This window comes from Paenibacillus sp. G34 (assembly GCF_056856875.1).
The window spans coordinates 5,171,156-5,196,493 of sequence record NZ_CM166469.1 but is presented as its reverse complement, the minus strand read 5'-3'; the positions used below and the strand labels follow the sequence as shown (position 1 = coordinate 5,196,493).

Below are 25,338 nucleotides of genomic sequence, written 5' to 3'. Positions count from 1 at the left end.
ATAGAGTGGATCATGAAAACCATAGTATGCCAAATGATCACTCAATTCCTCACTTGCATGAACGTGAATTTAAACCAGGATATTCTGATAAGGGTAAGGAGTTTGATTACAACTTCTTTTAATGAGTAGGGGTGATAAAGTGGAGTTCATAAAAAGTTACAACTTGATTCTTCAAAAAATTCCAGTACCAATCAGGGAAAAGGACTTCAGACTTGTTTCAAGTATTCGTTATTATATGGATTATAACGAACATTTTGAAGAAGTATCCTTTTTAGAGGTTGGATATATTTTAGAAGCGAAAGCAGCGAATAAGTCATACCAAGTGCTGTTAGGTTTTAACGAGGTTACTTCTCTAAAGCTATCGGATTTTGGTGGTGCGTTTAATCAAATAATAGGATTTAAAATAACTGATATGAAGGACCGTTGCTGGGAAAGTAGCAAAAGATATTACGTTCATGATTATGAAAATGATGTCATGAGTTTCTATTGTCGCTCGATTGAAGTCTTATCCGTAGAAGAAAAGTAACGAATCAAACATCTTGGTAGGGTTCTTGCCTTTCAAGGTTTCTTTTTTTGTTTAGTGAAAAATGCACCTGACAGATGCATAGGCAAAGCCTATGTCCCGCTTCACCTTGACGTGTAAAAGATAACCTTTGGCTGAAAATAACATAAGAAAAAGTCTATTGTCATCGGTTTATAAAGGGGACGGTGTTTGATTGATGAAAGAAGAAGCGAACTATGGATCGACGGCATGTATGCTATTTTCTAATGAAGAACTTTGGAATTTTCTTATAACTAAATTTGAAAATAATTCAGCTGTATCTATAAGAACATTGACTGATGATGATAGAGAGATTGACTTAAGCTCACATATACCAATTCAATTTATATGTTTTGATGGTGAGAAACGAGATTTGTTTATTAGCTTCAATGGAACTCAAACATCGATTTTTGTTTGTGATTAAGAAATAATGTTCATCGATGAAAATGTAAAAGGTATATACATCAAGTGATGCTTTTGGAAATGTTGTGTACGAGGGGCATTTGCGTAATCTTTCACATGTTGAGATACTATCTTTATTTGCTGATGTCATTTCATGTTTTATTGGTGCAGAAGAAGTTGAAATAGTTGAGGAAGAAGCTCCTTACGATGAAGAAAATAAGCAATACAACTACTATAAACCTCTTAATTATAAAATAAATGTAAAAAATAAAAATCCGAACAAACAGATTGAAACTTTTGAAAATATCACTATAAGTTTTTAATTGAGTATTCCACATAGGTCTGTCAGGGTTCTGGATGAATCTATGTACAAGCTCTCCCGGTGTGGGTGTATGAGGGAGATTACTAAGTAGAGTTTCGCAACCTTGCGGAAAATGCACCGTCTGACTAAAGTATGCAGTCGGAAGTCGATGCTCAGCTGGATGCGAATACCAACCTGTACTACCACGTTGCATCGGACGAAGTATCCGTGGAGGTCATTGGCCGATTGTAACTGGGAGCTCGTTTCCCCCGTTTCAAGGACAGTATTGCCCCAACTTGGTTTAGTTACTGGACAAGTACGCAGGATATTGATGGAGATAAGCGAGGGAATTTTCCGCAGTTTACCGTGCCGATCCGGCCGGGAAGCCATCCGCTGCAGGGATACCAGAATATGGGAGTGGAAATGGGATACCACTTCAAGTTTGATTATAAAACGAAAGGCAATATGTTTGGCCCGAGAGACGGGATTCGTCTCACCCCGACCTTTTATTTTGTCAGCAAGGATGGCTGAACCCGCGTGCCGGTGGATTTGTATTATTCGACCAATCTGCGGAACTTTATCCGCGTAGGCACCATGCCCCACTCATGAACCAGTGGCTGCTAGAAGGATTCCAACGTCAGGTGCAGGATAGTTATGGGAACTCGTTCTCGTTACGAGATGGAGATGTGGTGTTCTATCACGCGGATCGTTCGAGTCGGGACGATTTAGTGCCCAGGTGCCGCATTAGTTGGAACATGCACAAATATGAGAAATAGAGATGTGATTTAAATGCGGTATCCCTTATGGGGTGCCGCATTATTTTTACAGTAAAAATAGCACTAGGTATAGAAGTATCTATTTAAAAATAAATCTGAGAACCAAATCCTGTCGAGATGGATGCGAATGGTAACCTGTTGTATGCCACGGATGGCAGCACCGCTTCCGCGTATGAATACGATGCCCGTAACCGACTGGTGAAGGCGGGCAAGCTGAAATATCGGTATAACCCGCAAGGCGACCGCATCGAACTGGCCCAGCGCGGCCAAGTGACTCGCTACGTCATTGACGATGCGCCTGAACTGAGCCGGGTACTGATGGAGCTGGATGGCGAGGGCAATGTCAAGGCCCGTTATGTGTACGGTCTGGGGCTGATCGGGCGGGAAGATGCCAATGGAACGTATCTGAGCTACCACTACGGTCTGCGGGGCAGTACAACTCTTCTGACAGATGAACAGAACCGGGTGACGGATCGCTATACGTATGGATTGTATGGCGAGCTGGAGCAGCATGAAGGTGTCACCTCGCAGCCGTTTGCGTACAATGGGCGAGACGGGGTCATGACCGATGCAAACGGACTGTATTACATGCGAGCACGGTACTATGATCCGAAGCTGAAGCGTTTCTTGAACCGGGACGTCATTCGCGGGGAGATTCAAGACGGACAGACATTTAACCGCTATGCGTATGTCAACGGGAATCCGGTAAGTTACATTGACCCGTTGGGGTTGATGAAGTGTAATACTCGCGGGACGGTTGATCTTCCGAAGGTAAATATCGATACCGGAACTGCTAATGCATTTATATCTGAAGGTTCTCCTATCAGACATGAGTTAAAAGCATATGTAAATGGAAAACAGATGGTTATGACTGACACTGCTGCAAGAGAATTTAGAAATATAATAAACGGAGTTGCAGGACCGTTGGAGAAAGCACGCGCGGAAAGATTTATGAATCGCGTTCAAGTCATCCCTGATAACCCGTCCTCTAGGGCTATGAATCTAGTAGAAACCAAGAAAGTCGGAGCGAATGATAAGATTATTTTTGGTACGGGCGATAATTTAGGAATTACAACTATGACTGGTGATGCTAAATTTGTAAGAGGGGCTTCTGCCCAAGGAGTGGATTTTGATGCATATATACACTCACCAGTACCTTTAGGAGGTAAGTAAATTGAGTGACACGTTGATGCCAAAACACTTGGAAAGCACATACAAGATGTTAAAACATGCTTTCCCTAATGGTATTGGAAACGATGATTATTTTCCGCTCATGTCCTTGCTCTACGAATATATGTCTGACAGGAACTTGGCTGAAGTTATTTCGTCAATTACAGGGAAAGACATAGCTATTACTCTTAATGACATTCAAAAATCAGTATTTTTTAACCTGTCAAGTGATGAAGTCATACAGAATATAAGAAAAAAACTTTTACCATATGGTTTTGAGAAATGGACAGAAGAAGAATAAAGACAGTGGACCTTGATTGGTTTCATGCCTTTCAAGGTTTCTTTTTTGGTGGGGCTATCTGGTGCCGAATGAACCCATCTTTCAACAAATAACAAATATAACCCAAGTAATACCGTTATAAAGATTTTATCATTTTGTTTGTACGCACAGTAAATGCTTTAATAACGCTGTTCCCTTACATTAAACAGGTCGATTATGGTCAGATACCACCATGATTGACCTGTTTTGTTATGCTTTCATTAAAATTGATTGTAAAAAATTAAATCTAAATACCTATATTTTACGTGCTCATAGTGGTAAAATATTCTTATAAATGGAATTTTTGATTGACTTTTAGAATGATTGAAGACCTAGTGTTTATTCTTGAAAAAGTATGAAGCAAGCTGAACATTTACAAAGAATTGAAGGTGGTATTTTAGGAAGGTCTAAGATGTGGACGATTTAAGGTACATAGGTTTAGCAGAGATTGTAGAATAACAATACTGGAGTGTGAATAATTTGAAGAAAGTAACACAACTACTACTAAGCGGTGCGTTGGTCCTTGGAACGCTCCCTTTTTCTGGAAATGCAACTGCAGCAGCAACACCTTCATTTAAAGATGTGCCTGCCAGCCATTGGGCGAAAGCCTCCATCGATGCTGCCGTGTCCAATGGGAGGGATATGATATTGGATACAAGAAGAGGCGAGGAAATTACGAACAATCATAGTTAGAATCTTCTCAGTTACTGAGGGAATGAAGTATTCGATTTGTTCGGAGGGTCACATGTATAACTTACTTGTAATTACAGAAGAATGTCCCTAGATGCGGGGAGAAAGGCCCCTGGACGGAAGTTCAACGGGCGAAAGATATGTTTGTTGTCCTAATTCTGGTAAAGATTTTTGGATATTTATAAGAGTCGAACATGATACTGTCTTCGATGTATAAGTCCACCAGTGTCAGGTACGGGATAACTATGATGGGGCAATTTCGTTACGCGATGGGATGTGATGTTCTCATGCGGATGGATCGAGCTGAGATCATGAGTTTTCTTCGATTCGTCTCATTTTTTATGGAGAAATTCAGAGTAAAGTGAGGGATAAAACGGTGTCACGGATTGTCAAAAGTTTTCTTTTGATTGTTGTAATCATTGGAGTATTAGGTGGATGTTCAGGAGTGAGCGAAGAAGATCAGGAGATTATAGATCGGTCAGAATCCATAGCAATTAAGTATTTGAAAGATACTTATGATCTAGTTGATGTAGTGATTACAAGAAGACAGTTGCAGCCCAGAATGGCTATGGCTCGTGTTACTATATATGGCTATGTATCAGGACATGAAGAGCAGCATTTCAATATCTCGGTAAACTATGAATCAAATAAGGCAGAATTACTTTCGTTTAGCAGAGATTTTCGCAATATGCTTAGTGAAAGGGGTTCGCCCCCTATAAAAAAAGAGTAACAAAATTTAGGATTCGAGGGATTGTGAAGCCATGTGTGATACTTCTAATGAAAAGGATAATGTGAGGGATGAAGGTGTCACGGATTGTCAAAAATTTTCTTTTAATCGTTGTTATTATCTCCTTATTAGGGGGATGTTCAGGAGTGAGCAAAGAAGATCAGGAAGTTATAGATCGGTCGGAGGCCATAGCGACTAAGTATTTGAAAGATACTTATAACTTAGATGTTGTAATTACAGAAAAACAAATGCAACCTAAAATGGCAATGAGTTGGGTTACTTTTTATGGCTATGTTTCTCAGCATGCAGATCAATCTTTTAATCTCTCAATTAATTATGAAGAAAACCGAACTGAGTCATTTAGTTTTAGTCCAGAATTAAAGAAAGTTTTGATAGTTAACGGCTACGATCCGTACCAGTTGAACGAATAAAAACTTTTGTTTGAAGCAGCCGGATGCGTTTGGTGAATAGTATGATGTACAAGGCTCGATTCTATACATAGGTAGCAAAAAAACGGGTCAACGAAGTTTGAATACAAACCCAAGTGCTGCTTATTTTTTGTATGAAAAAGGGGCAACACTTGGATTATATATTTTCATCATCCGGATAACATATATTCAAGCATATACTACAAAATATTAATTTTATATTAGGCGAATATTTTAATTTTCTTTAAAGCCACTTCTCCGCCCATTTCTCTACCGCGCTTAACGCGCGCCCCAGTTCGCTTCCTTTGCGAGACAGCATATATTCAGTCCGAACGGGACGTTCAGTAACGACATGCCGCACGACCAGTCCCTCTTCTTCCAATTCCTTCATACGTTCATTCAATACACGTTTGCTCAGATCGGGAATATAAGCATGAATTTCACTGAAGCGTTTGGGTTCTTCCATCAACGCATGGATAATTAAAGCCACCCACTTTCGGCCAATGATCTGATAAGATTGTTCCACTTTTGAGCACATTTGCTTAGCATTCTCATCATCGTTCATAACTGTACTCCTTTGGTTTAGTATCCCTTGTACTATACTTAGTATACTTATTGTAACCTTCTTGTCCACAGGGTATATGTATAAAATGTCACAATCCAATTGCTATTAAACTTACCACATAAAGCGTTAACATTCAACAAAACCCCTGTAAACACTGGAGTTCACAGGTTAGACACGAATGTTGACGAATTGTGACGACAGGTGTAATATGGGTAACGTTAAATCTTAAGGTTACAATTTATAACCTGATCAAAGTTGATTGAGGTTATGGAGAGAAGGAATGTTCCCATGGTTGGATTGAGGCAACGTTAATAAACGGAGGCAAGGCGGGCGACGTGCCCACTTATTCCGTCTTTTGTCATGCTTGGATTTGACCATTTTGCAACATCATATACTATACTGCACAGATCATAGGAGGCACTCCAATGGATGCAATGACATTTGTCCTGTTCGGGGCAACAGGCGATTTAGCCAAACGTAAAATTTACCCTGCATTATACAATCTGTACGTAGATCAGAAAATGCCGAAGGCATTCTCCGTTATCGGTTTGGGCCGTCGTGAACTATCGGATGCAGACTTCCAAGCGAATGTGGAAAAGTCACTACAGGAATTCTCCCGTCAGAAGCCGGAGGAGGCATCACAGGTACGCGATTTCATCGGAGCTTTCCGTTACTGTTCGCTGAACAATACGAAGCTTGAAGATTACACCCGGTTGCTTCAGCTGGTGCAAGAGCGTGAACAAGAATTGAATATCCCGGAAAACCGCATGTTCTATATGTCGGTTGCACCTGAATTTTTCGAGCCAATCGCACTGAATATTCAAGAAAGCGGCCTGGGTAACACAAAAGGCTGGAAGAAACTGATCATCGAAAAACCATTTGGACATGATTTGCAGTCTGCTCGTGAGCTGAATGAGAAGCTGAGCAATACCTTTGCGGAAGAAGAAATTTATCGGATCGACCACTTCCTGGGAAAACCAATGGTACAGAACATCGAAACACTGACGTATGCCAACCCGGTGATTCAAGCACTTTGGTCTAACCGTTACATTGCGAACGTACAGATCACAGCAAGTGAAACCGTAGGTGTTGAGGAACGTGCTGCGTATTATGACCAAAGTGGTGCGCTCCGCGACATGTTCCAGAATCACATGCTTCAACTGCTGATGATGATTGCGTTGCATTTGCCGAAACGTTGCACACCGCAAGAAATTCAGTATAAAAAGAAAAAAATTGCAGAGTCTTTGCGGCCTTTGACTAAAGAAAATGTGACTTCTGAAGTGGTTCGTGCCCAATATGGTGCAGGCGAGCTTCAAGGTTCAGCAGTTGTTGGTTACCTGGACGAGCCTGGTATTCCTGCTAACTCACAGAATGAAACATATGTAGCCGCAAGACTGTGGTTGGATGATCCGTTCTGGGACGAGGTTCCCTTTTATATTCGCACAGGTAAACGCATGGCTGAGAAATCAACCCGAATCGTCGTTGAATTCAAGGCGCCGCTCAAAACAGGACATGAGTCTGAAAACACGATGGCTCCAAACCTGTTGACGCTGGAAATTGGTCCTGGCGAAAGTATCTCTCTTCAATTGAATGCGAAGAACCCACTGAACCATGGTGAGGTAGAACCGATGCATATGACCTTTAACTCAGGAGAACGTAACGTTCCTGAAGCGTACGAGAACTTGATCTTTGACGCGATGCGTGGAGACTCCACTTTCTTTGCACACTGGAACGAAGTTGAACTGGCATGGCAGTGGGTACAACCGATTCAGGAGGCCTTTGCGGCAGGTACTATTCCACTGGATACGTACAGTGCAGGTTCGAATGGACCTGAAACAGCCGATCGTCTGACTGCGGAGAATGGATTCCGTTGGTGGTAAGAGAGGAAACATTCCTCAACTATTTTCTAAATATTTCATTGCTTTAAATTATACCGTTCCAATTTTGCATAAGACCTTCTGACTCATTCAGCCAGAAGGCCGCAAACATTTTATATATAGATGATTGTTCATTTTAAAGTGTTTCGTTTGACAGCAAACAGTGCTCGAAGGAACGATTCGTAACCGGAACGGGAATTTGCTGCATGGGCAGGAACTGCTTTCATTGAACAATTTGAATACTCAAAACATTTGCATAAATAGGAGGATTTTATCATGAAACTTGGACTTATCGGACTCGGAAAAATGGGCTTGAACTTGGGCAGAAACCTGATTGATCACAAACACGAAGTGGTTGCCTTTGACCTGAATGCAGAAGCGGTTAATGAAATGAAAGAATACGGCGCTCAAGGCGTTTCCTCATACAAAGAAATGGTTGAATCCTTGGAATCTCCGCGCGTGCTGTGGATCATGGTTCCTCATAACGTTGTAGATGCAGTGCTGGCTGAAGTGAGCCCGCTGCTGTCCAAAGGTGATATCATCATCGAAGCAGGGAATTCCCACTACAAAGAGTCCATCCGTCGTTACGAACAGCTGAAACCACAAGGCATTCACTACATGGATGCAGGAACTTCAGGCGGTATGGAAGGTGCGCGTAACGGTGCATGTTACATGATCGGTGGAGATCCGGAAGCTTGGGCGATCGTTGAGCCTGCTTTCAAAGACACTTCAGTGGAGAACGGTTATCTGTATGCAGGTAAAGCAGGTAGCGGTCACTTCCTCAAAATGGTGCACAACGGAATCGAGTACGGTATGATGGCTTCCATCGGTGAAGGCTTCGACGTATTGGAGAAAAGCGGATTTGACTTCGATTTCGAACAAGTTGCGCGTGTATGGAACAACGGTTCCGTTATCCGTTCTTGGCTGATGGAATTGACAGAGCGTGCGTTCTCCAAAGATGCTAACCTGGATGAAATCAAAGGGGTTATGCACTCCTCCGGCGAAGGCCGCTGGACCGTTGAAACGGCATTTGACCTTCAAACGGCTACACCTGTTATCGCCCTGTCCCTGTTGATGCGTTACCGTTCCCTGGAAACCGATACGTTCACGGGTAAAGTCGTTGCGGCACTGCGTAACGAATTTGGTGGACATGCGGTGGAGAAAAACTAATTTATTCTTTTGAACAAACCTAAAGATTTCTTATTTGTGAAAAGTAAACCTTTCGCCTGTGCAGATGGTATCTGCTGCGGGCGGAAGGTTTTTTTGCGCTTAGAGTAGTCTGCTTTGTGCATCCTGCGGATTATCGGCGATCAAACTACTCCAACGTGACATGCGGAGTGCTGTCCTTCTTTTTCAGGACAACATTGCATATGCATAACATATAAGCCTATGGCTCATCCCGCAGGGGAGGGACGCTCCGATGATGCGAAAGAGATGGCGAAGCCGAAGACGACGGCCGCCGAAACAACCTAGTGGCAGGCGCAAAATATGGTTAATTGCTTTGCTCGTAGCGATATTTTGTCTGATGCAAGGTTTTGCATACGTGGACAAAAAGATGAAGCCGCCCATTATGCACTTGGCTAAGATCAGGGTAAAGCAGATTGCAACTGAAGCGATTAATAAAGCCATTACGGCTCAGGTTGCTGAAGGCAAGACAACGGAAGGTTTAATCGATTGGAAAACCGACACGGCAGGCAAAGTTTCGGGTTTTATGCTGAACTATAACGAACATATGCGCATCACGGCAAGTACGATGAATGTGGTGCAGTCTACCCTTCAGAACGTGCATATGTTGAAAGAAAAAATTCCGCTTGGTCAGGCGCTGGGAAGTCCCGTATTGGCCTCGTTTGGCCCTAGCATACCCGTTCGCATTGAACCGCAGGGGGCGGTCAAGGTTGACCTGAATACCCGTCAGCAGAATGCAGGCATTAATATGATTCTGGTCGAGGTATACATCCACATTATTGCCGAGGTCGCCGTGGTTGTGCCTTTTGACATGGAACCAGAAACCGTTGATACGGAAATCCCGATCTCCTATCTGCTCGTTGTTGGTGACGTACCGATGTATTATTACGATAATCAAGGCAAACCGGTTGGCAGCAATGGCAGTAATGCTCCTGCGATTGCACTGCCTTCGGGGCAGGCAGGCGTATCAAATGGCGGTAATGGCCACACAGGGAACGGTGGTGGCGGTACTAATAGTAACAACGGGAGTGGTACAGGTACGAACCATAGCGGCGAGACATCTGGCAATCAGCCACAGATCCAAAGTCCGCAGCAAGCGCCGGGAAACAATAGACAGTCCAACGGGCTTGAAATTGAACTGGATCCGCCTGATCTGAACGGAAACTTCCAGTCTGGACAGAATGGCCATCCTTAGACATAAAACGAATGGCATCACTAGATATGCGAAAGAAAATAGCAAATAGCAATTGGCAATAGTAAGGGATGTCCGGTAAAAATGGACAGTAGGAGCATGTGAGTTGTGTGCATCAAGCAAGCAAGCAAGCAAGTAAGTAAGTAAGTAAGTAAGTAAGTAAGTATACAAAAAGGGGGACCTCCGCAATTACAGAGGTTCCCCTTATTTATGTCTAGTTGTGTCTTGGAACCAGTGGAAGTGTATCTTCTATTTCCTTTTCGCCGCCTGCTGCGTGCTCTTTACTTACTCTTTTTCTTCCTCAGGCCGCGTTCTTCCTGTTCCCAATGTCTAAGCAGTGGATAGGGATCGAATGACCATTCATGCAGACCGCTGTCACGATAAATTCCATAATGAAGATGCGGCGGGAATTTGCCCTGAGTTCCAGGTTTGCCGTAGCCTGAGCTGCCAACCCATCCGACTACCTGACCCGGAGTAACCACATCACCGATTCGCACCCCTTTATCAAAGCCAGATAAGTGAGCGTAATAATGATAATGATTGTTCAAATCCCGGATACCAATCCGCCATCCACCGAATGGGTTCCAGCCTTTAATTTCAACAATGCCGTAACACGTACTGCGAACCGGCAATCCATGTGGAGCAAAGATATCCGTTCCTTCATGAATGCGGTATCCACCCCAGCTGCGTTTCGTTCCCCATGTGCTACGATAGGAATAATTGGTACCTAAAGGAACAGGAAAGGCATGTCCGAATAGATCGAGATTGTCAAAATGCTCATATAATTTCGCAAATTGCTGGATTCGCTGCACGGCTCTCGAATTGTGGTAGTACTCCCAGAGACCAATGCCAAAATCCTCTGGTTTATTTCCATATTGCTGTATGATCGATGCCATACTGTAAAGCACATCCAAATCATTGTTAGAGTCCGCAATTCCGTCTCCTGATCCATCTCGGCCTTTGCCATTGAAGAAAAGAATGGATTGAGAATGCTGGTCTGTCTCATCCGGATTCAGCCAGCCTCTCCAGGCCGGAGAGGTCATGAAAATACCCGTTAAACGATCAGGATGTTTACGATCCTTAGGGTGCGCGCGTGTAATGGTTCGTTCATACTGATCAATTGCGGCCAATCTGTACCATGGTATTTGGGTCATCTGGCCAATACTATCATATAGATGACGGCGTGCAGCGAAAATGTCAGCTGCTTTTGGCTCCATAGTCTGTGCTTGAATATCTTTTTGTTGGAGAGATTCACTGTAAACATCAGCAGGCAGGAACGGGAGAAGCAGAGCGCCTGCGAGTAAGGTTTTAATGCAAAAGCCGTAGGTGTTACGGAGTGACCAGTGCTGTTGCACAGGGAAGCAGCCCCTTTCCATTGAGATGATGCATGTATGCCCGATAAATCAAGCTATACCTTAGCGTTCTTCAAACGTTCTGTTTTTATCCATTTCGCTGTGCATGCACAAGATGTGACAAATGGGGGTTTTTCCAAGCCTTTCATGGTATAATATGTTCCGAGCAACAGCCTAACTTCAGTAGAAAGAAGGTTTATGCATTGGCTAAACGTGTTAAAGAACCGAAACCGGACTGGATTCGGATCAAATTGACAACCGGAGATAACTATCAGGAAATTAAAAACATGATGCGTTCCAAAACATTGCATACGGTATGTGAGGAAGCACGTTGTCCGAATATTTATGAATGCTGGGCGAATCGAACAGCTACTTTTATGATTTTGGGCGATATTTGTACAAGAGCATGCCGATTTTGTGCGGTCAATACCGGTCTACCAACGGAACTTGATTTACAGGAACCGGAACGTGTAGCAGAAGCAGCAGAGCAGATGAACCTGCAACATTGCGTAATTACAAGTGTAGCTCGGGATGACTTGAAAGACGGAGGAGCCACAATTTTTGCTGAGACGGTGAAAGCAGTACGCAAACGTTTGCCGCTGTGCAGTGTGGAGGTGCTTATTCCGGACTTTATGGGCGATCGGGATTCGCTGCAGATCGTTATGGATGCCAAACCGGATATTTTGAATCATAACATCGAAACGGTTGAACGGTTGTCAGATAAAGTGCGTGCCAAAGCAAAGTATAAACGTTCACTGGAATTGCTTGCTCGTGCCAAAGAGATGCAGCCTAACATCCCAACGAAATCAAGCATTATGCTGGGCGTAGGTGAAGAATATAACGAAATTTTAGCAACGATGGATGATCTTCGTGCGGTGAACTGTGATATTATGACGATTGGTCAATACTTACAGCCATCCGAGAAACATCTGTTTGTTGAGAAGTATTATCCGCCTGAAGAATTTGCAGCATTGAAACAAGAAGGATTGAAGCGTGGATTTAGTCACGTCGAATCCGGTCCGATGGTACGCAGTTCTTATCATGCACATGAACAGGTAAAATCAGCGAACCAGCATACGGAACAGGCGGCAACACACGCGTGATGGAGGAATCCGGATTGGAACAGAATAAAAACACGGAAGAACAGCTGGAGAATGAGCAACAGAACGAGCAACAGCCGCAAGAAACGGAACAGGAGTCTGTACAGGAACAGGAACAGCCTAAGGCACCCGTCATTGTACAGGTCGGTACTAAAAACTACGAAATTGTTCAGAACCACAAGCAGGGCTGGAACCCTGAAGTGTTTCGTGACCGTTACAGCGAAGTGTTGGAGCGTTACGACTACATTATTGGGGACTGGGGATATAGTCAGTTGAGACTCAAAGGTTTTTATCGGGACAATCACCCCAAAGCAACGAAGGATTCAACCATCTCTTATTTGGTGGATTACATCAATGAATACTGTAACTTTGGCTGTGCATACTTCGTACTTCAGAAGTGCAAAGAGCAGGCACAAGCCAAAGCAAAAAGCGGTTCCTAAAAAGGACCGCTTTTTTGGTGTGTATTGCGTTTAGTCAGATGTACTGGCTTGGCCTAGTCAAGAAAGGCAGTGCGTACCCGGTTCCAGAACGGATAGGGCCGAAAACGCGCAAAGCTGACCTTTTGCTCGGAGACCTGACAGCGAACGGAGATCAGATCCTCTACCATCACATTGACATGATCAATGGTCAGCAGTAGACGCTGATCTTTACGTGAGAAAATATCACAATGGTGATGCTTGGGCAAAATGACAGGTGAACCAAGCGTCCGGTAGACACGGTTGTTAATGGAAGCAATCTCAGCAATCTGAATCGCATCAATGGTTGGATGCACCATGGCCCCGCCGAGTGCTTTGTTGTACGCCGTACTACCTGAAGGAGTGGAAACGCAGATCCCATCCCCCCGGAACATCTCAAATGTAACGTCGTTGATGTCCACTTGTGCTACAACCGTACCATCTACCCCTTTTAATGTGAATTCATTCAGGGCGATGTAAGAGGCGTTGCCTGACTTTTTACGAATCTCCAGTTCCAGCAATGGATACTTCACAATACGCGGTTTAAGGAGATCAGGATCGCCTTTACCGCTCATAAGTCTAACCAGTTCCCGTAATTCTCCCTTCTTCCAGTCGGCATAGAAGCCAAGATGGCCTGTATGAACCCCAACAAAAGCAATATCCGGAATGCGGTCGATGAAATTGTGAAAAGCTTGAAGCATCGTTCCGTCGCCTCCGATGGAGATGACAATCTCCGGCGATTCTGCATCCAGCTTGAATCCTTCTTCCTTCGCCAGCGCATGAAACTGCTGACTGAGATCAATCGATAACTGGTCTCCGCGGTCTTGAACATAGTATCTCAAGATGAAAGCTCCTTTGTGGTCATTATACTACCGATGATAATCAATTCCGCGCCATAACACAATGTCCGATTCAACTTCCGGGCAAACTATTTGCACGAGGCTCTAATTTTTACCCCGTTTTGGCGTCAGATACGAATGAATCCAGGCAAGACATAACAGAATGAAGAGTATGCAAACGAACACCATTATTCCTGTTGTCCCAATGAGCATCCATCCTGGTGTATATGCAGAGTGTGAAGGGATATACGTGGTATTCAAAAATGCAGGTAGAGTAATTTTTCCCATGAAAAGGGGCCATAACGCGATAACAAGTAACGGTGCAATTGCGGCATGAATCGCTCGGGCTAGTAAAAACGGACCGTACCGCATTGGGGTATTACTTAAGACGCTCATAATCTGCGCATGGACGGATAGTCCACCCCAGGAAAGTACAAAGGAAGCAGCAGCAACTTTGAAAACAAGAGGTACGGTGCTAGCTGCAACTCCGGCTTCCTTGGATCCAAGCGTCACCTCAAATAATCCGCCGACGAGGCTATGGGACAAGGAAGGTGGTAAACCGGCATGTTGAAGTCCTTGTTCCGTCACGGTGTATAATACTCCAAGCCATCCGGTCTGTACCAATAATTCCATTATGACGGAGAAGAATACAACCAGTCCTCCTACGATAATAATAAGCCTGAGGGAAGAGGATACGGCGTGCCGTAATAACTCACCAAATGCCCGTCCATCTGCTTGCCTTGCTTCGTGCATTGAATAGATCGCGCGCATGAAACGGCTGCGATGCTCTCCGTGAGCAGGAGAGGATTCGGAGGACAGATCTGTAGCGGAACGACCATGAAATCGCATGAGCACGCCTACAAGAAAAGCAGCTGAATAATGCGATGCCACAAGAATTGGGGCGATGGATGTATTGTGAAAAAAACCAACAGACACCGCTCCAATCATAAAGATCGGATCAGATGACGTGGTGAATGCGACCAGCCGCTCACCTTCTTCTCGTGTGACCAGTTTCTGTTCCCATAATTGTGCCGTCAGTTTAGCGCCGGTGGGATAACCTGAAGCACAGCTTACTGCAAAGACAAACCCTCCGCTTCCAGGAACGCGGAATAGCGGGCGCATGAGTGGATTAAGCAATGTACCCAGAAAATGCACAATGCCAAAACCGAGCAACAACTCGGATAATACCAGAAAGGGAAACAGGGAAGGGAACAGAACATCCCACCAAATCGATAGCCCCCTCACGCTGGCATGCCAGGTCTCGGATGGATACAAAGCCATTAGCACGCAAAAGATAAGGAGAGTGAGAATTACCGAAGTTTGCATAATGCGCTGAGGAACGTTCATGAATTTCTCTCCTTTTATGATGAAGTTGCATGATCTGCAATCCGTGATGTAGCTATGCCATCAATATATGAAAAACAATGGACAAACAGTACAAAATAATATATGGAAAGCGCTTGCAAAGATGGCTGTGTTTTTGAATGATGTATGCTAAAATGGTAAAAACGCCTGAACGTCACCTAATGGTCATAAAGGTGGAATCAATAAGGATGGAGTGATGATCATGAGTCTTGTCGCCGGAGTCTTGGTCTGTGCATTTGTGTATGTGATACGTGCCTCGCTGGTGCGTACTGAAGAGGAAGATTGGCGAAGTTATTAATGAAATATGTGATGCGCCAGCCCTTAAGGTTGGCGCTTTTTTTGTCATTTTTAATCCAAAACTCCTTGGTACATAAGGCTCTGGTCAAATCTGATCTTTCATGTAATATAGGACTTTTTGGTTTTTTTTGATAGAATGAAGATGCTGGTCTTTAAGGGCCAGGTTTGTTGATCTGTTGTTGAGCATGTTTAAGTGACATGTACTATATTACAAAATTCGACATATGAAAGGGGGAAGAAGCATGAATCAAAGTTTAAGTATTTATGACAATCTTGGTGGTGAGCAAGGCGTTCGTGCATTGGTGGAGGCTTTTTATCCAATTGTAATGCAAAATGAAAAGCTAGCACCGCTCTTCCCGGAAGATATCAGGCCGGTGATGGACAAGCAATACATGTTTCTGTCTCAATTTTTTGGAGGTCCAGCGTTGTTCTCAGAAGCTTTCGGACATCCGATGATGCGTGCTCGTCATATGCACTTTGAAGTGACGGTAGAGCGAGCAGAGGCGTGGCTTGCATGTATGAATCAAGCGTTAACACAAGTTGGCGTGGAGGAACCGTTGCATTCGTTTATTTTGCAGCGTTTATCCGGACCTGCTCACCATTTTGTAAATACGCCATAGTTCCAAATATACGATAAGCCTTACGGGAGAGGGATGGAACAAGTGGAATTAGAGCCGTTGTATAAGGTGAAGGTGACATGTAATTACTGCGAGAAAGAGTTTGAAACGTCACGAGTGAGGCCGAGTTTGAAACGGCCTTACCGAACGGATTCTGATTTTTGCGCGTATTACAAACAGGAGAATCCGGATTTTTATGTGGTCCGAATCTGCCCTTCGTGTGGGTTTGCTTCAACCGAAAATTCATCAGTTAATCTGAATGAGATGCAGCGCAAGGCGTTTATCGAACAGATCGGAAACCGCTGGGTTAAGCGGGATTATAGTGGGGCAAGAAATCTGGAGCAGGCACTTGCTACTTACAAATTAGGTTTGTTGTGTGCTCAGGTTATTCAGGAAAAGGATCGTGTCGTTGCTGGCCTGTTGCATCATATTGCCTGGTTGTACCGTTATATGGAAGATCATGCGCAGGAGCATCGTTTTCTCGAATTCAGCCTAGAGGCCTATGTCAAGGTGTTTGAACGGGAAGGAACAGGCGGCAATGAAGCCAAATTGCTGTATCTTCTGGGAGAGTTGAATCGCAGAGTTGGAAGGTTCCATGAAGCGGTCCAGTGGTTCGGCCGAGTCATTCATGACAAGCGAATTATGGATGCAGCAATGATTCGTGCTTCGAGGGAACAATGGGCACTACTGCGTGAACAGATGATATCGGGGAAGATGGAATTACCTCAAGAGATGCTGGAAGCAGACAAAGGGACTGCAAAGCGCAGCCCCCTTTAGGCTTAAGAGCTAACATGTTTAGCGGACAGGGCGACTGGACAACAGGTAATCGTTATCGGTATCAATGACGGTCATGCTGCTATTACAGCACGGAAAGACAAGCAATTTCTTTTTTCCTTCACGGATACGGATGAGTTCTTTGGGTTTAAGGGGGAGAAGTACGTTGTTAGCACCGCAATAAGGGCATTGCTGTACATAAATATCCCCCATAATCACATCGTATGGCCAACTATTTTCAAAAGGGATCATTCGGACTTGTCTTCCTGATCAGAAGGCTTAGCTGCCTCTTCCTTGGCCAGTTCTGCAATCTTCTGCATGAGAATATGTTGAGGCATATGCATTAAATGTTCCAAAGGCACGCCCAGAGATGCTGCTAATTTGACGGCTGTTTCGGCCGATACTTGTAAAGGTTTCATACACTTACCTCCTGAAAAAGTTGCTGCATTATTTCTCTAGTATAGAGATACGTTGCGTATAAAACCAGTTTTTAATTCAATTCTTTATATCGAATCTATAGAAAGAGGTGCCTTATTAGATGAAAATGCCATTACATCCTGTATGGGATCTGGAGTCCATCTTTAGTGGAGGTTCTTCTTCCGAAGCATTCGCTGCATATCTGAATGATCTGGAAACGGATGTACGAAAGCTGCAAGAAACATTGAATCAGACGGCTGCTCCAACGACACTGGGAGACACGGAGGCTTTTGACTCTATTCTCAAACTGCTACAGAGCTGTTATGTCCGAATTTCTGAAGGTTCTGCATTTGTATCCTGTTTGTCCGCTCAAAACCAGCAGGATAAAAAAGCGGCTCAACTTCAGGGGGCTGTAAGTTCTATTGCAGCGATGCTCAGCAGCAGTAAATCCAAATTCGACAACATACTTAGCCTGATGCCAGAGGATGTATGGACTAAATGGCTTGAACGTCCGGAAATCAAACCGCTGTCCTTTGTGTTAAACGAGAGTCGTACACAAGCGAAAGAAAAATTGTCACCGGATCTGGAGGGGCTTGCTCTAGATCTGGGCGTGGATGGTTATCATGGTTGGGGCAAATTTTACAATACGATTGTAAGCAAAGTGAATATCCCGTTTGAACAGGATGGAGATACGGTTATGCTGTCCGCAGGACAAGCTGCTAACAAGCTTAGTGACACCGATCGTGGAGTGCGTGAGCAGGTATTTGCGTCATGGGAGCAGGCCTGGACAGATGTGGAGGATTTCTGCGCAGATACGTTGAATCATCTCGCAGGTTTCCGCCTGAAGCTGTATGAGAAGCGTGGATGGCATGATATCTTGAAGGAACCTCTCTCGATTAATCGGATGTCACGCCAAACGCTGGATACGATGTGGGAGGTCATCAACGGAGCCAAGCCGGTACTTGTAAAGTATTTGGAGCGAAAAGCCCAATTGCTTGGTGTCGATAAGCTGAGCTGGAGCGATGTAGAAGCACCGGTGGGCAAGTCTGTTGGCAAAGTGACCTATGACGAGGCAGCCCAGACGATCGTGGAGCAATTTGCCAAGTTCAGTCCTAAACTGTCGAGCTTTGCAGAGATGGCTTTTGAGAACCGATGGATTGAAGCCGAAGATCGTCCGGGCAAGCGTCCAGGTGGATTCTGCACTTCATTGCCACTAAGCAAAGCAACTCGGATCTTTATGACCTTCTCTGGAACGGCGTCGAATGTGTCCACACTCGCGCACGAACTTGGTCATGGATACCACCAGCATATCATGGAAGAACTGCCAGCGCTGAATCAGCGTTACGCGATGAATGTGGCTGAGACGGCTTCTACATTTGCAGAGATGATTGTTGCTGATGCATTAGTTCAAACTGCGAGTGATGAGCAGGAGAAGCTGGCGTTGCTTGAAGATAAAATACAACGCAGTGTTGCGTTCTTTATGAACATACATGCTCGTTTCCTGTTTGAGAATCGTTTCTATGAGCAGCGTAAGAAGGGCCTGGTAAGTGCGGATGAGTTGAGCAGATTAATGGTGGAGGCTCAAGAAGAGGCGTATTGCGGTGTTCTTGCGTCAAATCATCCACATTTCTGGGCATCTAAGCTACATTTCTATCTGACCGGTGTACCCTTCTATAATTTCCCTTATACCTTCGGGTACATGTTTAGTGCGGGAATCTATGCTCGGGCACAGCAAGAAGGTGCCGCTTTTGCGGGGAAATATGATGATTTGCTACGTGATACTGGACGAATGACTGTTGAGGAACTGGCTCAGAAACATCTGGGTACAGATTTGACACAAGCGGACTTCTGGCAAAATGCTGCGAATCTGGTTATTGCCGATATAGAGCAATTTTTAGAGATGACCTCAGATATGCAATAGCAAAACATTTGAATTCGAATGAACGAGAAAAGAAGCTATCATTGACTGTCTAATACATCAATGGTGGCTTCTTTTTCATTTTCGTATCTCTTTTGTGGTGTATGTATTTTTTGTCGTAAATAACGGAAAAAGCTCACTTTTAGGAAGGGGTGTGGCAATTAATTGTGCAAAACATAGGGATAATTACCCAAAAATGTTTATATTTGTTGAGTAAGCGTATATGATGTCATATAATGAGTCGTAAGTCCTTGTGTTATAGGACTTAAAGCATAAAAAACATAGTAGGAGGAGTGTTAACGTGAAAGCAGAGCAACTTTCATTAGCAAGACAGTTGGATTTGGTGTTCAAAGAACTAGATCAGGAGTTATCAGGATTAGATTCAGGAGTAGTTTTTGTGCAAATACGAAATAACGTTATTGGAAAATTTGGTATTCGACATAATCCGATAACGGGGAGAGAGGGGCGGATTGAGATGGAAAGTGATGGACTTAATCATGCGCAAAGGACTTCTTTTCGCGCCATGGCATTGGAAACGCTGAAATTCAAACGAAATTGGACACATGGTGAAATCAGCTATGACTTTACGGTAAGACAAGGCATGATTATGATCGATGCCACGATGGAATCCAACTACAATATGGCGAACTTGATGATTCGCTACCCTAAGACAAATACATATCTGGATTCGGGTATGGGATCTGGCTCATAATGTACCATAACTAGATATTGCGTTGTTTATTACAAATAGAAATAAAGCGGCACCTCCGAAGAAGGCCGCCATTCATTTCAATTCATTTCAAGCAACACTCAAGCAATAATTACGAGCTTACGAACGACCCGATAATTGCTGCTCAGCGATTTGTACCAGACGTTTCGTGATGTATCCGCCCAGAGATCCAGTCTCACGGGAAGTATAGTTACCGTAGTAACCATCTTGCGGGATTGTTACACCCAGCTCTTGCGCAGCTTCCATTTTCAATTGTTGCAATGCTGCGTTCGCTTGAGGAACAACCAGATTGTTGGAGCGGCTTCCGCCACCTTGGTTTTGACTTCCGTACATATGTCTCACCTCCTTGTGGGTTGGTGATGTTAGTATGGATCGAGAATGAGGAAATATACATGATATGGCGTAAGGGAATATATGGATAATCAAACGAAGACATGTCAACTCAAAAAGCCGATCCAGTGCGGATCGGCTCGTTTTGTGCAGCGGTCAAAATATCAATAGATGAGATTTTACATAGCGTAAAAATAAGGCTTGCCTATTCGGTTGGTGATATAACCTCGATATGTGTAAACAGCTCTACCGGTTGCTCGGGTTCAAGTCGGATCAGTCCGGTCACACCGTCGGTCATCGGCAAATTCGGTGCATCCGGCAACCAGGTATAAGGTTCGATACACAAAAATTGATCGGACTCCCCTTTGGTATACAAAACCCAGTGCTTAAAAAAAACTTCATCCACTGAATATTTCAGAGTATATCCATCTTTTCTCCGCAGATGAGCAACTGCAGGTTGGCCTTCCGCAGCACGAAGCAGCGTGTCCCAGTTCCGTCCTTGCATGCTGATTCCTTCGCTAATGGAGGACCATTCATCATGTAGCGCCTCGATCTCACCCGTAGGCAGTTGCTCTTCATTTTGTGCGTACAATCCAGAAACAGGTAACTGCAATGTCCAGTCAGCAGGTTTACCGTCTAGCAAAAACCATGTATGATATCCCATCCCAAAGGGAGCAGGTGTTGAACTCAGATTAGTGACACGTAGTCGCTGGGTTAATACTGAATTTTGCAAACTGAACGTCATTTCAAGTTTCAGAGGAATAGGGAATTGTTCCATCCAATGCTTTTCATTTTCGGTTAATAATTCAGTCGTGATTGCACATCCGTCTTCATCTTCTTCAATATCACTGACACACCAGGACTGGCTGCGATGGAGCCCGTGAATATGGTTGCCATTCGCCGTATTCTGATCGAACTGATAACGTACACCTTCATATTCGAATTGTCCCTGATGGATACGTCCTGGCGGTATGAGCAACGGGACTCCAAAGTGATAAGGCTTCTGTAAATAGAAAGCCAGATCGTCTTCGTCGGGACGACGAACGATATCCCTGTTATGCACCAAATCGCGAATCGAGATGATGTTATTTCCTAGACGAGGTAGCAGGGTGATTTCCAATTCACGGCTATGTAGGATATACGTGTCGTAACCATTCCATTGACCTTTGGTCACTTGTTTCATATCGATGCTCCTTTTCCCACTTGAAATCTGTCTGCAGGCAGTCAGGCTTGCTGAAGCTGCTGCAGGCGTGTCATTGTAATCATGCCAACTTTTTTTGTGATTCCTGCAAATCTTCTTCAAAGCCTTCACAGGATAAGCAATACCATCATAACAGATTTTCATGCATCGGGAAAAAAACTCATTCCATTTTGACATTCAGGCTTGGGCGGATTAAGATGGAATTCTGGAAGTCTTTTATGAACTGAATGATATCAAAGCGATGACGGGGACAAGTAGGCAAAGAGTATTCTCTTCAGAAAGCCAGTGGTTGATGCGAACTGGCGTGAACTCTTTTTTGAATGGACCCTTGAGTGTATAGCTGAACCAATCGTGCTTGTGCAGGCGATTCCAGTAGGTTATACCGGTTATTCCACGTTACGGAACAATGAAGGCTTTTTCTTTTCTGCTTTCCTGCATGTCAGGGCTAGCGAAGATGAGGCGAATAAGGGTGGCACCACGGTCTCACGTCCCTTGCGGATGTGGGGCTTTTTTGCGTTCGCAGAGTGGGAAGGTTTTATGTTCATGCGTTCAAAGTTTAAAATTCTAAATTCTATATAAGTTGAACGATTCATTTACACCATAATGGAGAGGACAGAAACTAATTCTGTCATCGAAGTGGGTTGTATAAAATCTGGATTTCAATTTATATAGGGTTGAAGTGATTAGGGAGGCGTATTCGTATGAAAACAGTATTATCAGGTATTCAGCCGAGCGGTAAGCTTACATTGGGCAATTATATCGGTGCAATTAAAAATTTTGTGAAATTGCAGCATGACTACAAGTGCCATTTCATGGTTGTAGATCTGCATGCCGTCACGGTGGCACAAGAGCCGGCAGCACTGCGTGAGCAATCCGAGGCTGTAGCCGCATTATTTATCGCGGCCGGAATTGATCCAAGCAAGTCAAATGTATTTCTGCAATCGCATGTACCACAACACGCTGAACTTGGCTGGTTGATGACAACGCTGACCTCGATGGGTGAGCTGGAACGGATGACTCAGTTCAAAGACAAGTCTTCAGGTAAAGATTCTGTAGGCGCCGGTTTGTTTGTATATCCATCTCTGATGGCAGCAGATATTTTGCTGTACAATGCAGATCTGGTACCTGTCGGTGAAGATCAGAAGCAGCATCTGGAGCTGACGCGTGATCTGGCAGGGCGTTTTAACCATCGTTACGGAGAATATTTCACCATCCCTGAGCCTTATATTCCACAAGTCGGTGCTCGTGTCATGTCACTGGATGATGCCTCCTCGAAGATGAGTAAAAGTAATCCCAATGCCGGCAGTTATATCGCTCTCTTAGATCCGCCGGATGTCATTCGCAAAAAAATAAGCCGTGCCACAACGGATTCTGGTCGTGAAGTTGTCTATGATCCGGCAAATAAGCCGGAAGTCAGCAATTTGATGAGCATTTATGCGGAATGTGCGGGGATGACATTGAATGAGGTCGCAGAGCGTTATGAAGGCAAAATGTACGGTCCATTCAAAAAGGAACTCGCTGAAGTGGTTGTCTCTGTAATTGAACCGCTTCAGGCTAGATACAACGAAATTCGTGAGTCTGGTGAACTTGCCGATGTATTAGAGAATTCGGCACGTCGTGCTGAAGAGGATGCTGCGAAGACACTGGATGCGGTGAAAGAGCGCATGGGCTTTGTTCCTAGACGCAAATCATAATGATAAATCCAGTCCATGGGTTAGAAACATGTGATTCTGGCCTGACGTGATCTTGATTGTTTTTTATTATTTATGATGAAGCTTGTGAATGGTTCAGGATGTGAACGAAAGAGGAGACGGATGAATGCATCCGTCTCCTCTTTTTTTGAATTTGTAGCTATTGCGAATGCACCACTCAGGACGTTGACTCGGAAGCCGAGCGGGCTTCCAGACGTTCTTTTTTAGACCGAATGACAAATCCCCAAACGATATTAGCCATGGACAAGACAAACAGCAGGGCGGCAAGCCAGCCATTGTATGAGATCGAGATCGCTGTAATCGTTAACAAAACAATGGAAGAGAATGCAAACCACAAGGATAAACCTTTGCTCATTGGGAAAAACCTCCATGTACAAATTTAATGAATTCTCGTATAACCTGAAGCGAGCGAGCCATAATAATCTTGCAAGCTTGCAATACATTACAGACACAGATTGAAAGGAGATTTTAAATATGGCTCAAGGATCTCGCTCTTCTAACAACTTGGTGGTACCTCAAGCGACAGCAGCCCTGCAACAATTGAAAATGGAGGCTGCACAAGAACTGGGTGTTACCATTCCACAAGACGGATACTACGGTAACTACACTTCCCGTGAGACTGGATCTTTGGGTGGATATATCACCAAACGTCTGGTACAAATCGCTGAGCAGTCTCTGGCTGGGTCTGGCAAATAATTTATATACCAAAGCAGTGAAAGCCCGGAGCGATAACGCTCCGGGCTTTTCCCGCGCAATCATTCCTATATCTGATTGTGCCCTCAATCCATACCTGCGTCAAGGGCGAGCAGATAAAAGTTTTTTATCCATTTTCTCGTCACTCAGCCAGCCCACATAGGTATCAATCGTTTTGAAATTCCGATCCATGACCACAACGGCAACAAACGGATATTGTTTCCGGTGTCGATACCGGACATCGGCCCAGCGAACTTTATATCCGGCGGGAAGCTCCTCCACTTCTGCTACGGCATACGAAGTGAAGTACAGGAATGCACTAACCTCTGGTGCTTTGCGTGAAGCTATAACAGCTGCATGTGTAGAGGATGTGGCATGAAGACTCCATGTCAGATCAGATCCATCGATTTTCCCGAGCTCGTAACTTCCATCCTTATTCGTTTTGACCACATGCCACCGGCTCCAGGAAATCGTTGGAATGACGATGTATTTGGCTGGTTCCGGACTGTTATCCATACGTCTCACCTTGCGAACCACCATCGCACGAGCAATGGTACGCCATATATAATATATTCCAATCAGAATATACAGCGTCGTAAAGAGTGGGGCAGGTGCGATAAGATCAAAAGCCCATAACAGAATCGCAATGACATGCGTTGTGAACAGGAACGGGTCAAAAATATGAATGATGTTCCAGGCAATCCAGCGTTCTGTAAAAGGGCGTGCGGCCTGTGTTCCATACGTATTGAACAAGTCAGTGAATACATGAACGCCTACAGCTACGGCTGTCCACAGGGCGACATGGCCTAGCGAGACTCCCGAAAAAATTAATCCAATTACACCGGTAAGCAGCAGTACCCATAACAGCAGAAACGGCAGCGAGTGGGATAATCCCCGATGATTTCGAATATAGAGCGAATTGCTTTTGAAACGCAGTGCAGTATCAATGTCAGGGGCCTGGGAGCCAGCGATCGTACCCACCATGACTGCGGCTGCGAGCATCGGATCGGCTGCAACGACAGGATCAACATAGGCGAGACCCGCCAGACCAATGCCCATGACAAAATGTGTAGAGGTATCCATAAATGTCTCCTTTGTAAGGTGTATCGTATTTAAACATTAACCTTCTCTATCTAGGTGATACCCATATCTAGTGTATATTATCCACCTGCATGGATGCAAAACATGCGGAGCCCTGGTAACAATCTGTCCATTTCCCAACAAATGTACGAACATTGTCAAACTATTCTCCGAGTTCCTGTGATAAACTTTATATCGGAAGTGCTGTGAGAAGATTAAATATTCCTCGATGGGACTTTTTTGAAAACATCATCCATGTTAAAACCGAGGCAAGTTTGGCAATGA

29 protein-coding genes, 1 pseudogene and 1 other annotated feature are annotated in these 25,338 nt (G+C 44.3%); of the genes and pseudogenes, 20 read left to right on the top strand and 10 right to left on the bottom strand.

Annotated elements, in window-relative coordinates; translation table 11 throughout:
- Positions 1-163 precede the first annotated feature (163 nt).
- The 9 genes and pseudogenes from AC1VYS_RS23580 (at position 164) to AC1VYS_RS23540 (ending at position 5,357) form a co-directional block, all read left to right on the top strand.
- Positions 164-526 carry a hypothetical protein gene (locus AC1VYS_RS23580; RefSeq protein ID WP_482934418.1) on the top strand — a complete coding sequence of 121 codons (363 nt, stop codon included), beginning with the start codon at positions 164-166 and terminating at the stop codon, positions 524-526.
- 190 nt (positions 527-716) lie between these two features.
- Positions 717-965 carry a hypothetical protein gene (locus AC1VYS_RS23575; protein ID WP_482911706.1) on the top strand — a complete coding sequence of 83 codons (249 nt, stop codon included), beginning with the start codon at positions 717-719 and terminating at the stop codon, positions 963-965.
- A gap of 79 nt (positions 966-1,044) precedes the next feature.
- On the top strand, positions 1,045-1,266 hold the full coding sequence (locus AC1VYS_RS23570; RefSeq protein WP_482911705.1) for a hypothetical protein: 222 nt from the start codon (positions 1,045-1,047) through the stop codon (positions 1,264-1,266).
- 53 nt (positions 1,267-1,319) lie between these two features.
- A pseudogene (locus AC1VYS_RS23565) lies at positions 1,320-1,838 on the top strand (DUF5704 domain-containing protein); the annotation flags it as partial.
- 299 nt (positions 1,839-2,137) lie between these two features.
- Entirely contained in the window at positions 2,138-3,193 is a 1,056-nt protein-coding gene (locus AC1VYS_RS23560) for a DUF1308 domain-containing protein (protein ID WP_482911704.1), read from the top strand.
- Position 3,194: 1 nt separating this feature from the next.
- Positions 3,195-3,491 carry a DUF3349 domain-containing protein gene (locus tag AC1VYS_RS23555; protein WP_482911703.1) on the top strand — a complete coding sequence of 99 codons (297 nt, stop codon included), beginning with the start codon at positions 3,195-3,197 and terminating at the stop codon, positions 3,489-3,491.
- 498 nt (positions 3,492-3,989) lie between these two features.
- Complete coding sequence (locus tag AC1VYS_RS23550; protein WP_482934417.1) at positions 3,990-4,202, top strand: hypothetical protein; 213 nt, start codon at positions 3,990-3,992, stop codon at positions 4,200-4,202.
- 400 nt (positions 4,203-4,602) lie between these two features.
- Complete coding sequence (locus tag AC1VYS_RS23545) at positions 4,603-4,929, top strand: hypothetical protein (protein WP_482934416.1); 327 nt, start codon at positions 4,603-4,605, stop codon at positions 4,927-4,929.
- A 143-nt stretch (positions 4,930-5,072) separates the two neighbouring features.
- A complete protein-coding gene (locus tag AC1VYS_RS23540) occupies positions 5,073-5,357 on the top strand; it encodes a hypothetical protein (protein WP_482911700.1) in 285 nt (94 codons plus the stop codon).
- Between the two features lie 241 nt (positions 5,358-5,598).
- Here the strand turns inward: AC1VYS_RS23540 and AC1VYS_RS23535 are convergent, their stop codons facing one another.
- Positions 5,599-5,919 (bottom strand): winged helix-turn-helix transcriptional regulator, encoded by a 321-nt coding sequence (locus tag AC1VYS_RS23535; protein WP_311282147.1) that lies wholly within the window; start codon positions 5,917-5,919, stop codon positions 5,599-5,601.
- 425 nt (positions 5,920-6,344) lie between these two features.
- Between AC1VYS_RS23535 and zwf the strand changes: the two genes are divergently transcribed.
- The 3 genes from zwf to yunB all read left to right on the top strand — a co-directional run bounded on the left by zwf (position 6,345) and on the right by yunB (position 10,176).
- Positions 6,345-7,799, top strand: a complete 1,455-nt coding sequence (zwf, locus tag AC1VYS_RS23530; protein ID WP_482911699.1) for a glucose-6-phosphate dehydrogenase — start codon at positions 6,345-6,347, stop codon at positions 7,797-7,799.
- Between the two features lie 273 nt (positions 7,800-8,072).
- A complete protein-coding gene (gnd, locus tag AC1VYS_RS23525; RefSeq protein WP_090919660.1) occupies positions 8,073-8,966 on the top strand; it encodes a phosphogluconate dehydrogenase (NAD(+)-dependent, decarboxylating) in 894 nt (297 codons plus the stop codon).
- 250 nt (positions 8,967-9,216) lie between these two features.
- Positions 9,217-10,176, top strand: a complete 960-nt coding sequence (gene yunB / locus AC1VYS_RS23520; protein ID WP_482911698.1) for a sporulation protein YunB — start codon at positions 9,217-9,219, stop codon at positions 10,174-10,176.
- A 278-nt stretch (positions 10,177-10,454) separates the two neighbouring features.
- Here yunB and AC1VYS_RS23515 read toward each other — a convergent pair whose 3' ends face one another.
- The gene (locus tag AC1VYS_RS23515; RefSeq protein ID WP_482915105.1) at positions 10,455-11,462 is read right to left on the bottom strand and encodes a M23 family metallopeptidase; all 1,008 of its coding nucleotides are present in this window, start codon (positions 11,460-11,462) and stop codon (positions 10,455-10,457) included.
- Positions 11,463-11,728: 266 nt separating this feature from the next.
- Between AC1VYS_RS23515 and lipA the strand changes: the two genes are divergently transcribed.
- Together lipA and AC1VYS_RS23505 are read left to right on the top strand one after the other, a co-directional pair.
- Entirely contained in the window at positions 11,729-12,628 is a 900-nt protein-coding gene (gene lipA / locus AC1VYS_RS23510; protein WP_123064726.1) for a lipoyl synthase, read from the top strand.
- Positions 12,629-12,642: 14 nt separating this feature from the next.
- Positions 12,643-13,065, top strand: a complete 423-nt coding sequence (locus AC1VYS_RS23505) for a YutD family protein (RefSeq protein ID WP_482911697.1) — start codon at positions 12,643-12,645, stop codon at positions 13,063-13,065.
- Positions 13,066-13,118: 53 nt separating this feature from the next.
- Here AC1VYS_RS23505 and AC1VYS_RS23500 read toward each other — a convergent pair whose 3' ends face one another.
- Both AC1VYS_RS23500 and ylbJ read right to left on the bottom strand, forming a co-directional pair.
- Positions 13,119-13,922 (bottom strand): NAD kinase, encoded by an 804-nt coding sequence (locus AC1VYS_RS23500; protein ID WP_482911696.1) that lies wholly within the window; start codon positions 13,920-13,922, stop codon positions 13,119-13,121.
- 102 nt (positions 13,923-14,024) lie between these two features.
- Entirely contained in the window at positions 14,025-15,266 is a 1,242-nt protein-coding gene (ylbJ, locus tag AC1VYS_RS23495; RefSeq protein ID WP_482911695.1) for a sporulation integral membrane protein YlbJ, read from the bottom strand.
- 557 nt (positions 15,267-15,823) lie between these two features.
- Here ylbJ and AC1VYS_RS23490 point away from each other — a divergent pair.
- Together AC1VYS_RS23490 and AC1VYS_RS23485 are read left to right on the top strand one after the other, a co-directional pair.
- The gene (locus AC1VYS_RS23490) at positions 15,824-16,201 is read left to right on the top strand and encodes a globin domain-containing protein (protein WP_482911694.1); all 378 of its coding nucleotides are present in this window, start codon (positions 15,824-15,826) and stop codon (positions 16,199-16,201) included.
- A gap of 42 nt (positions 16,202-16,243) precedes the next feature.
- Positions 16,244-16,975, top strand: coding sequence for a DUF2225 domain-containing protein (locus tag AC1VYS_RS23485; protein ID WP_482915104.1), 732 nt, complete (start codon positions 16,244-16,246; stop codon positions 16,973-16,975).
- A gap of 18 nt (positions 16,976-16,993) precedes the next feature.
- Here AC1VYS_RS23485 and AC1VYS_RS23480 read toward each other — a convergent pair whose 3' ends face one another.
- Together AC1VYS_RS23480 and AC1VYS_RS23475 are read right to left on the bottom strand one after the other, a co-directional pair.
- Entirely contained in the window at positions 16,994-17,224 is a 231-nt protein-coding gene (locus AC1VYS_RS23480) for a hypothetical protein (protein ID WP_482911693.1), read from the bottom strand.
- Positions 17,221-17,391 (bottom strand): YycC family protein, encoded by a 171-nt coding sequence (locus AC1VYS_RS23475; protein ID WP_090919636.1) that lies wholly within the window; start codon positions 17,389-17,391, stop codon positions 17,221-17,223. Before AC1VYS_RS23475 ends, AC1VYS_RS23480 begins: the two co-directional genes overlap by 4 nt.
- A gap of 119 nt (positions 17,392-17,510) precedes the next feature.
- On the opposite strand from AC1VYS_RS23475, the gene AC1VYS_RS23470 reads away from it, so the two are divergent.
- Positions 17,511-19,310 carry a M3 family oligoendopeptidase gene (locus tag AC1VYS_RS23470; protein WP_482911692.1) on the top strand — a complete coding sequence of 600 codons (1,800 nt, stop codon included), beginning with the start codon at positions 17,511-17,513 and terminating at the stop codon, positions 19,308-19,310.
- Positions 19,311-19,608: 298 nt separating this feature from the next.
- Entirely contained in the window at positions 19,609-20,019 is a 411-nt protein-coding gene (locus AC1VYS_RS23465; protein ID WP_482911691.1) for an O-methyltransferase, read from the top strand.
- Positions 20,020-20,136: 117 nt separating this feature from the next.
- Here AC1VYS_RS23465 and AC1VYS_RS23460 read toward each other — a convergent pair whose 3' ends face one another.
- Both AC1VYS_RS23460 and AC1VYS_RS23455 read right to left on the bottom strand, forming a co-directional pair.
- Entirely contained in the window at positions 20,137-20,370 is a 234-nt protein-coding gene (locus AC1VYS_RS23460) for an alpha/beta-type small acid-soluble spore protein (protein ID WP_090919627.1), read from the bottom strand.
- Positions 20,371-20,572: 202 nt separating this feature from the next.
- Entirely contained in the window at positions 20,573-21,550 is a 978-nt protein-coding gene (locus AC1VYS_RS23455; protein WP_482911690.1) for an aldose epimerase family protein, read from the bottom strand.
- Between the two features lie 250 nt (positions 21,551-21,800).
- Positions 21,801-22,064: a binding site (T-box leader), on the top strand.
- 205 nt (positions 22,065-22,269) lie between these two features.
- On the opposite strand from AC1VYS_RS23455, the gene trpS reads away from it, so the two are divergent.
- Positions 22,270-23,262: a tryptophan--tRNA ligase gene (gene trpS, locus AC1VYS_RS23450; RefSeq protein WP_482911689.1), complete on the top strand. Its 993-nt coding sequence runs from the start codon at positions 22,270-22,272 to the stop codon at positions 23,260-23,262.
- A 175-nt stretch (positions 23,263-23,437) separates the two neighbouring features.
- On the opposite strand, the gene AC1VYS_RS23445 is transcribed toward trpS, so the two are convergent.
- Positions 23,438-23,635 (bottom strand): hypothetical protein, encoded by a 198-nt coding sequence (locus tag AC1VYS_RS23445; RefSeq protein ID WP_482911688.1) that lies wholly within the window; start codon positions 23,633-23,635, stop codon positions 23,438-23,440.
- 119 nt (positions 23,636-23,754) lie between these two features.
- Here AC1VYS_RS23445 and AC1VYS_RS23440 point away from each other — a divergent pair, with 119 nt between their 5' ends.
- The gene (locus AC1VYS_RS23440) at positions 23,755-23,976 is read left to right on the top strand and encodes an alpha/beta-type small acid-soluble spore protein (RefSeq protein ID WP_056702318.1); all 222 of its coding nucleotides are present in this window, start codon (positions 23,755-23,757) and stop codon (positions 23,974-23,976) included.
- Positions 23,977-24,075: 99 nt separating this feature from the next.
- On the opposite strand, the gene AC1VYS_RS23435 is transcribed toward AC1VYS_RS23440, so the two are convergent.
- Complete coding sequence (locus AC1VYS_RS23435) at positions 24,076-25,056, bottom strand: metal-dependent hydrolase (RefSeq protein WP_482911687.1); 981 nt, start codon at positions 25,054-25,056, stop codon at positions 24,076-24,078.
- Positions 25,057-25,338 lie beyond the last annotated feature (282 nt).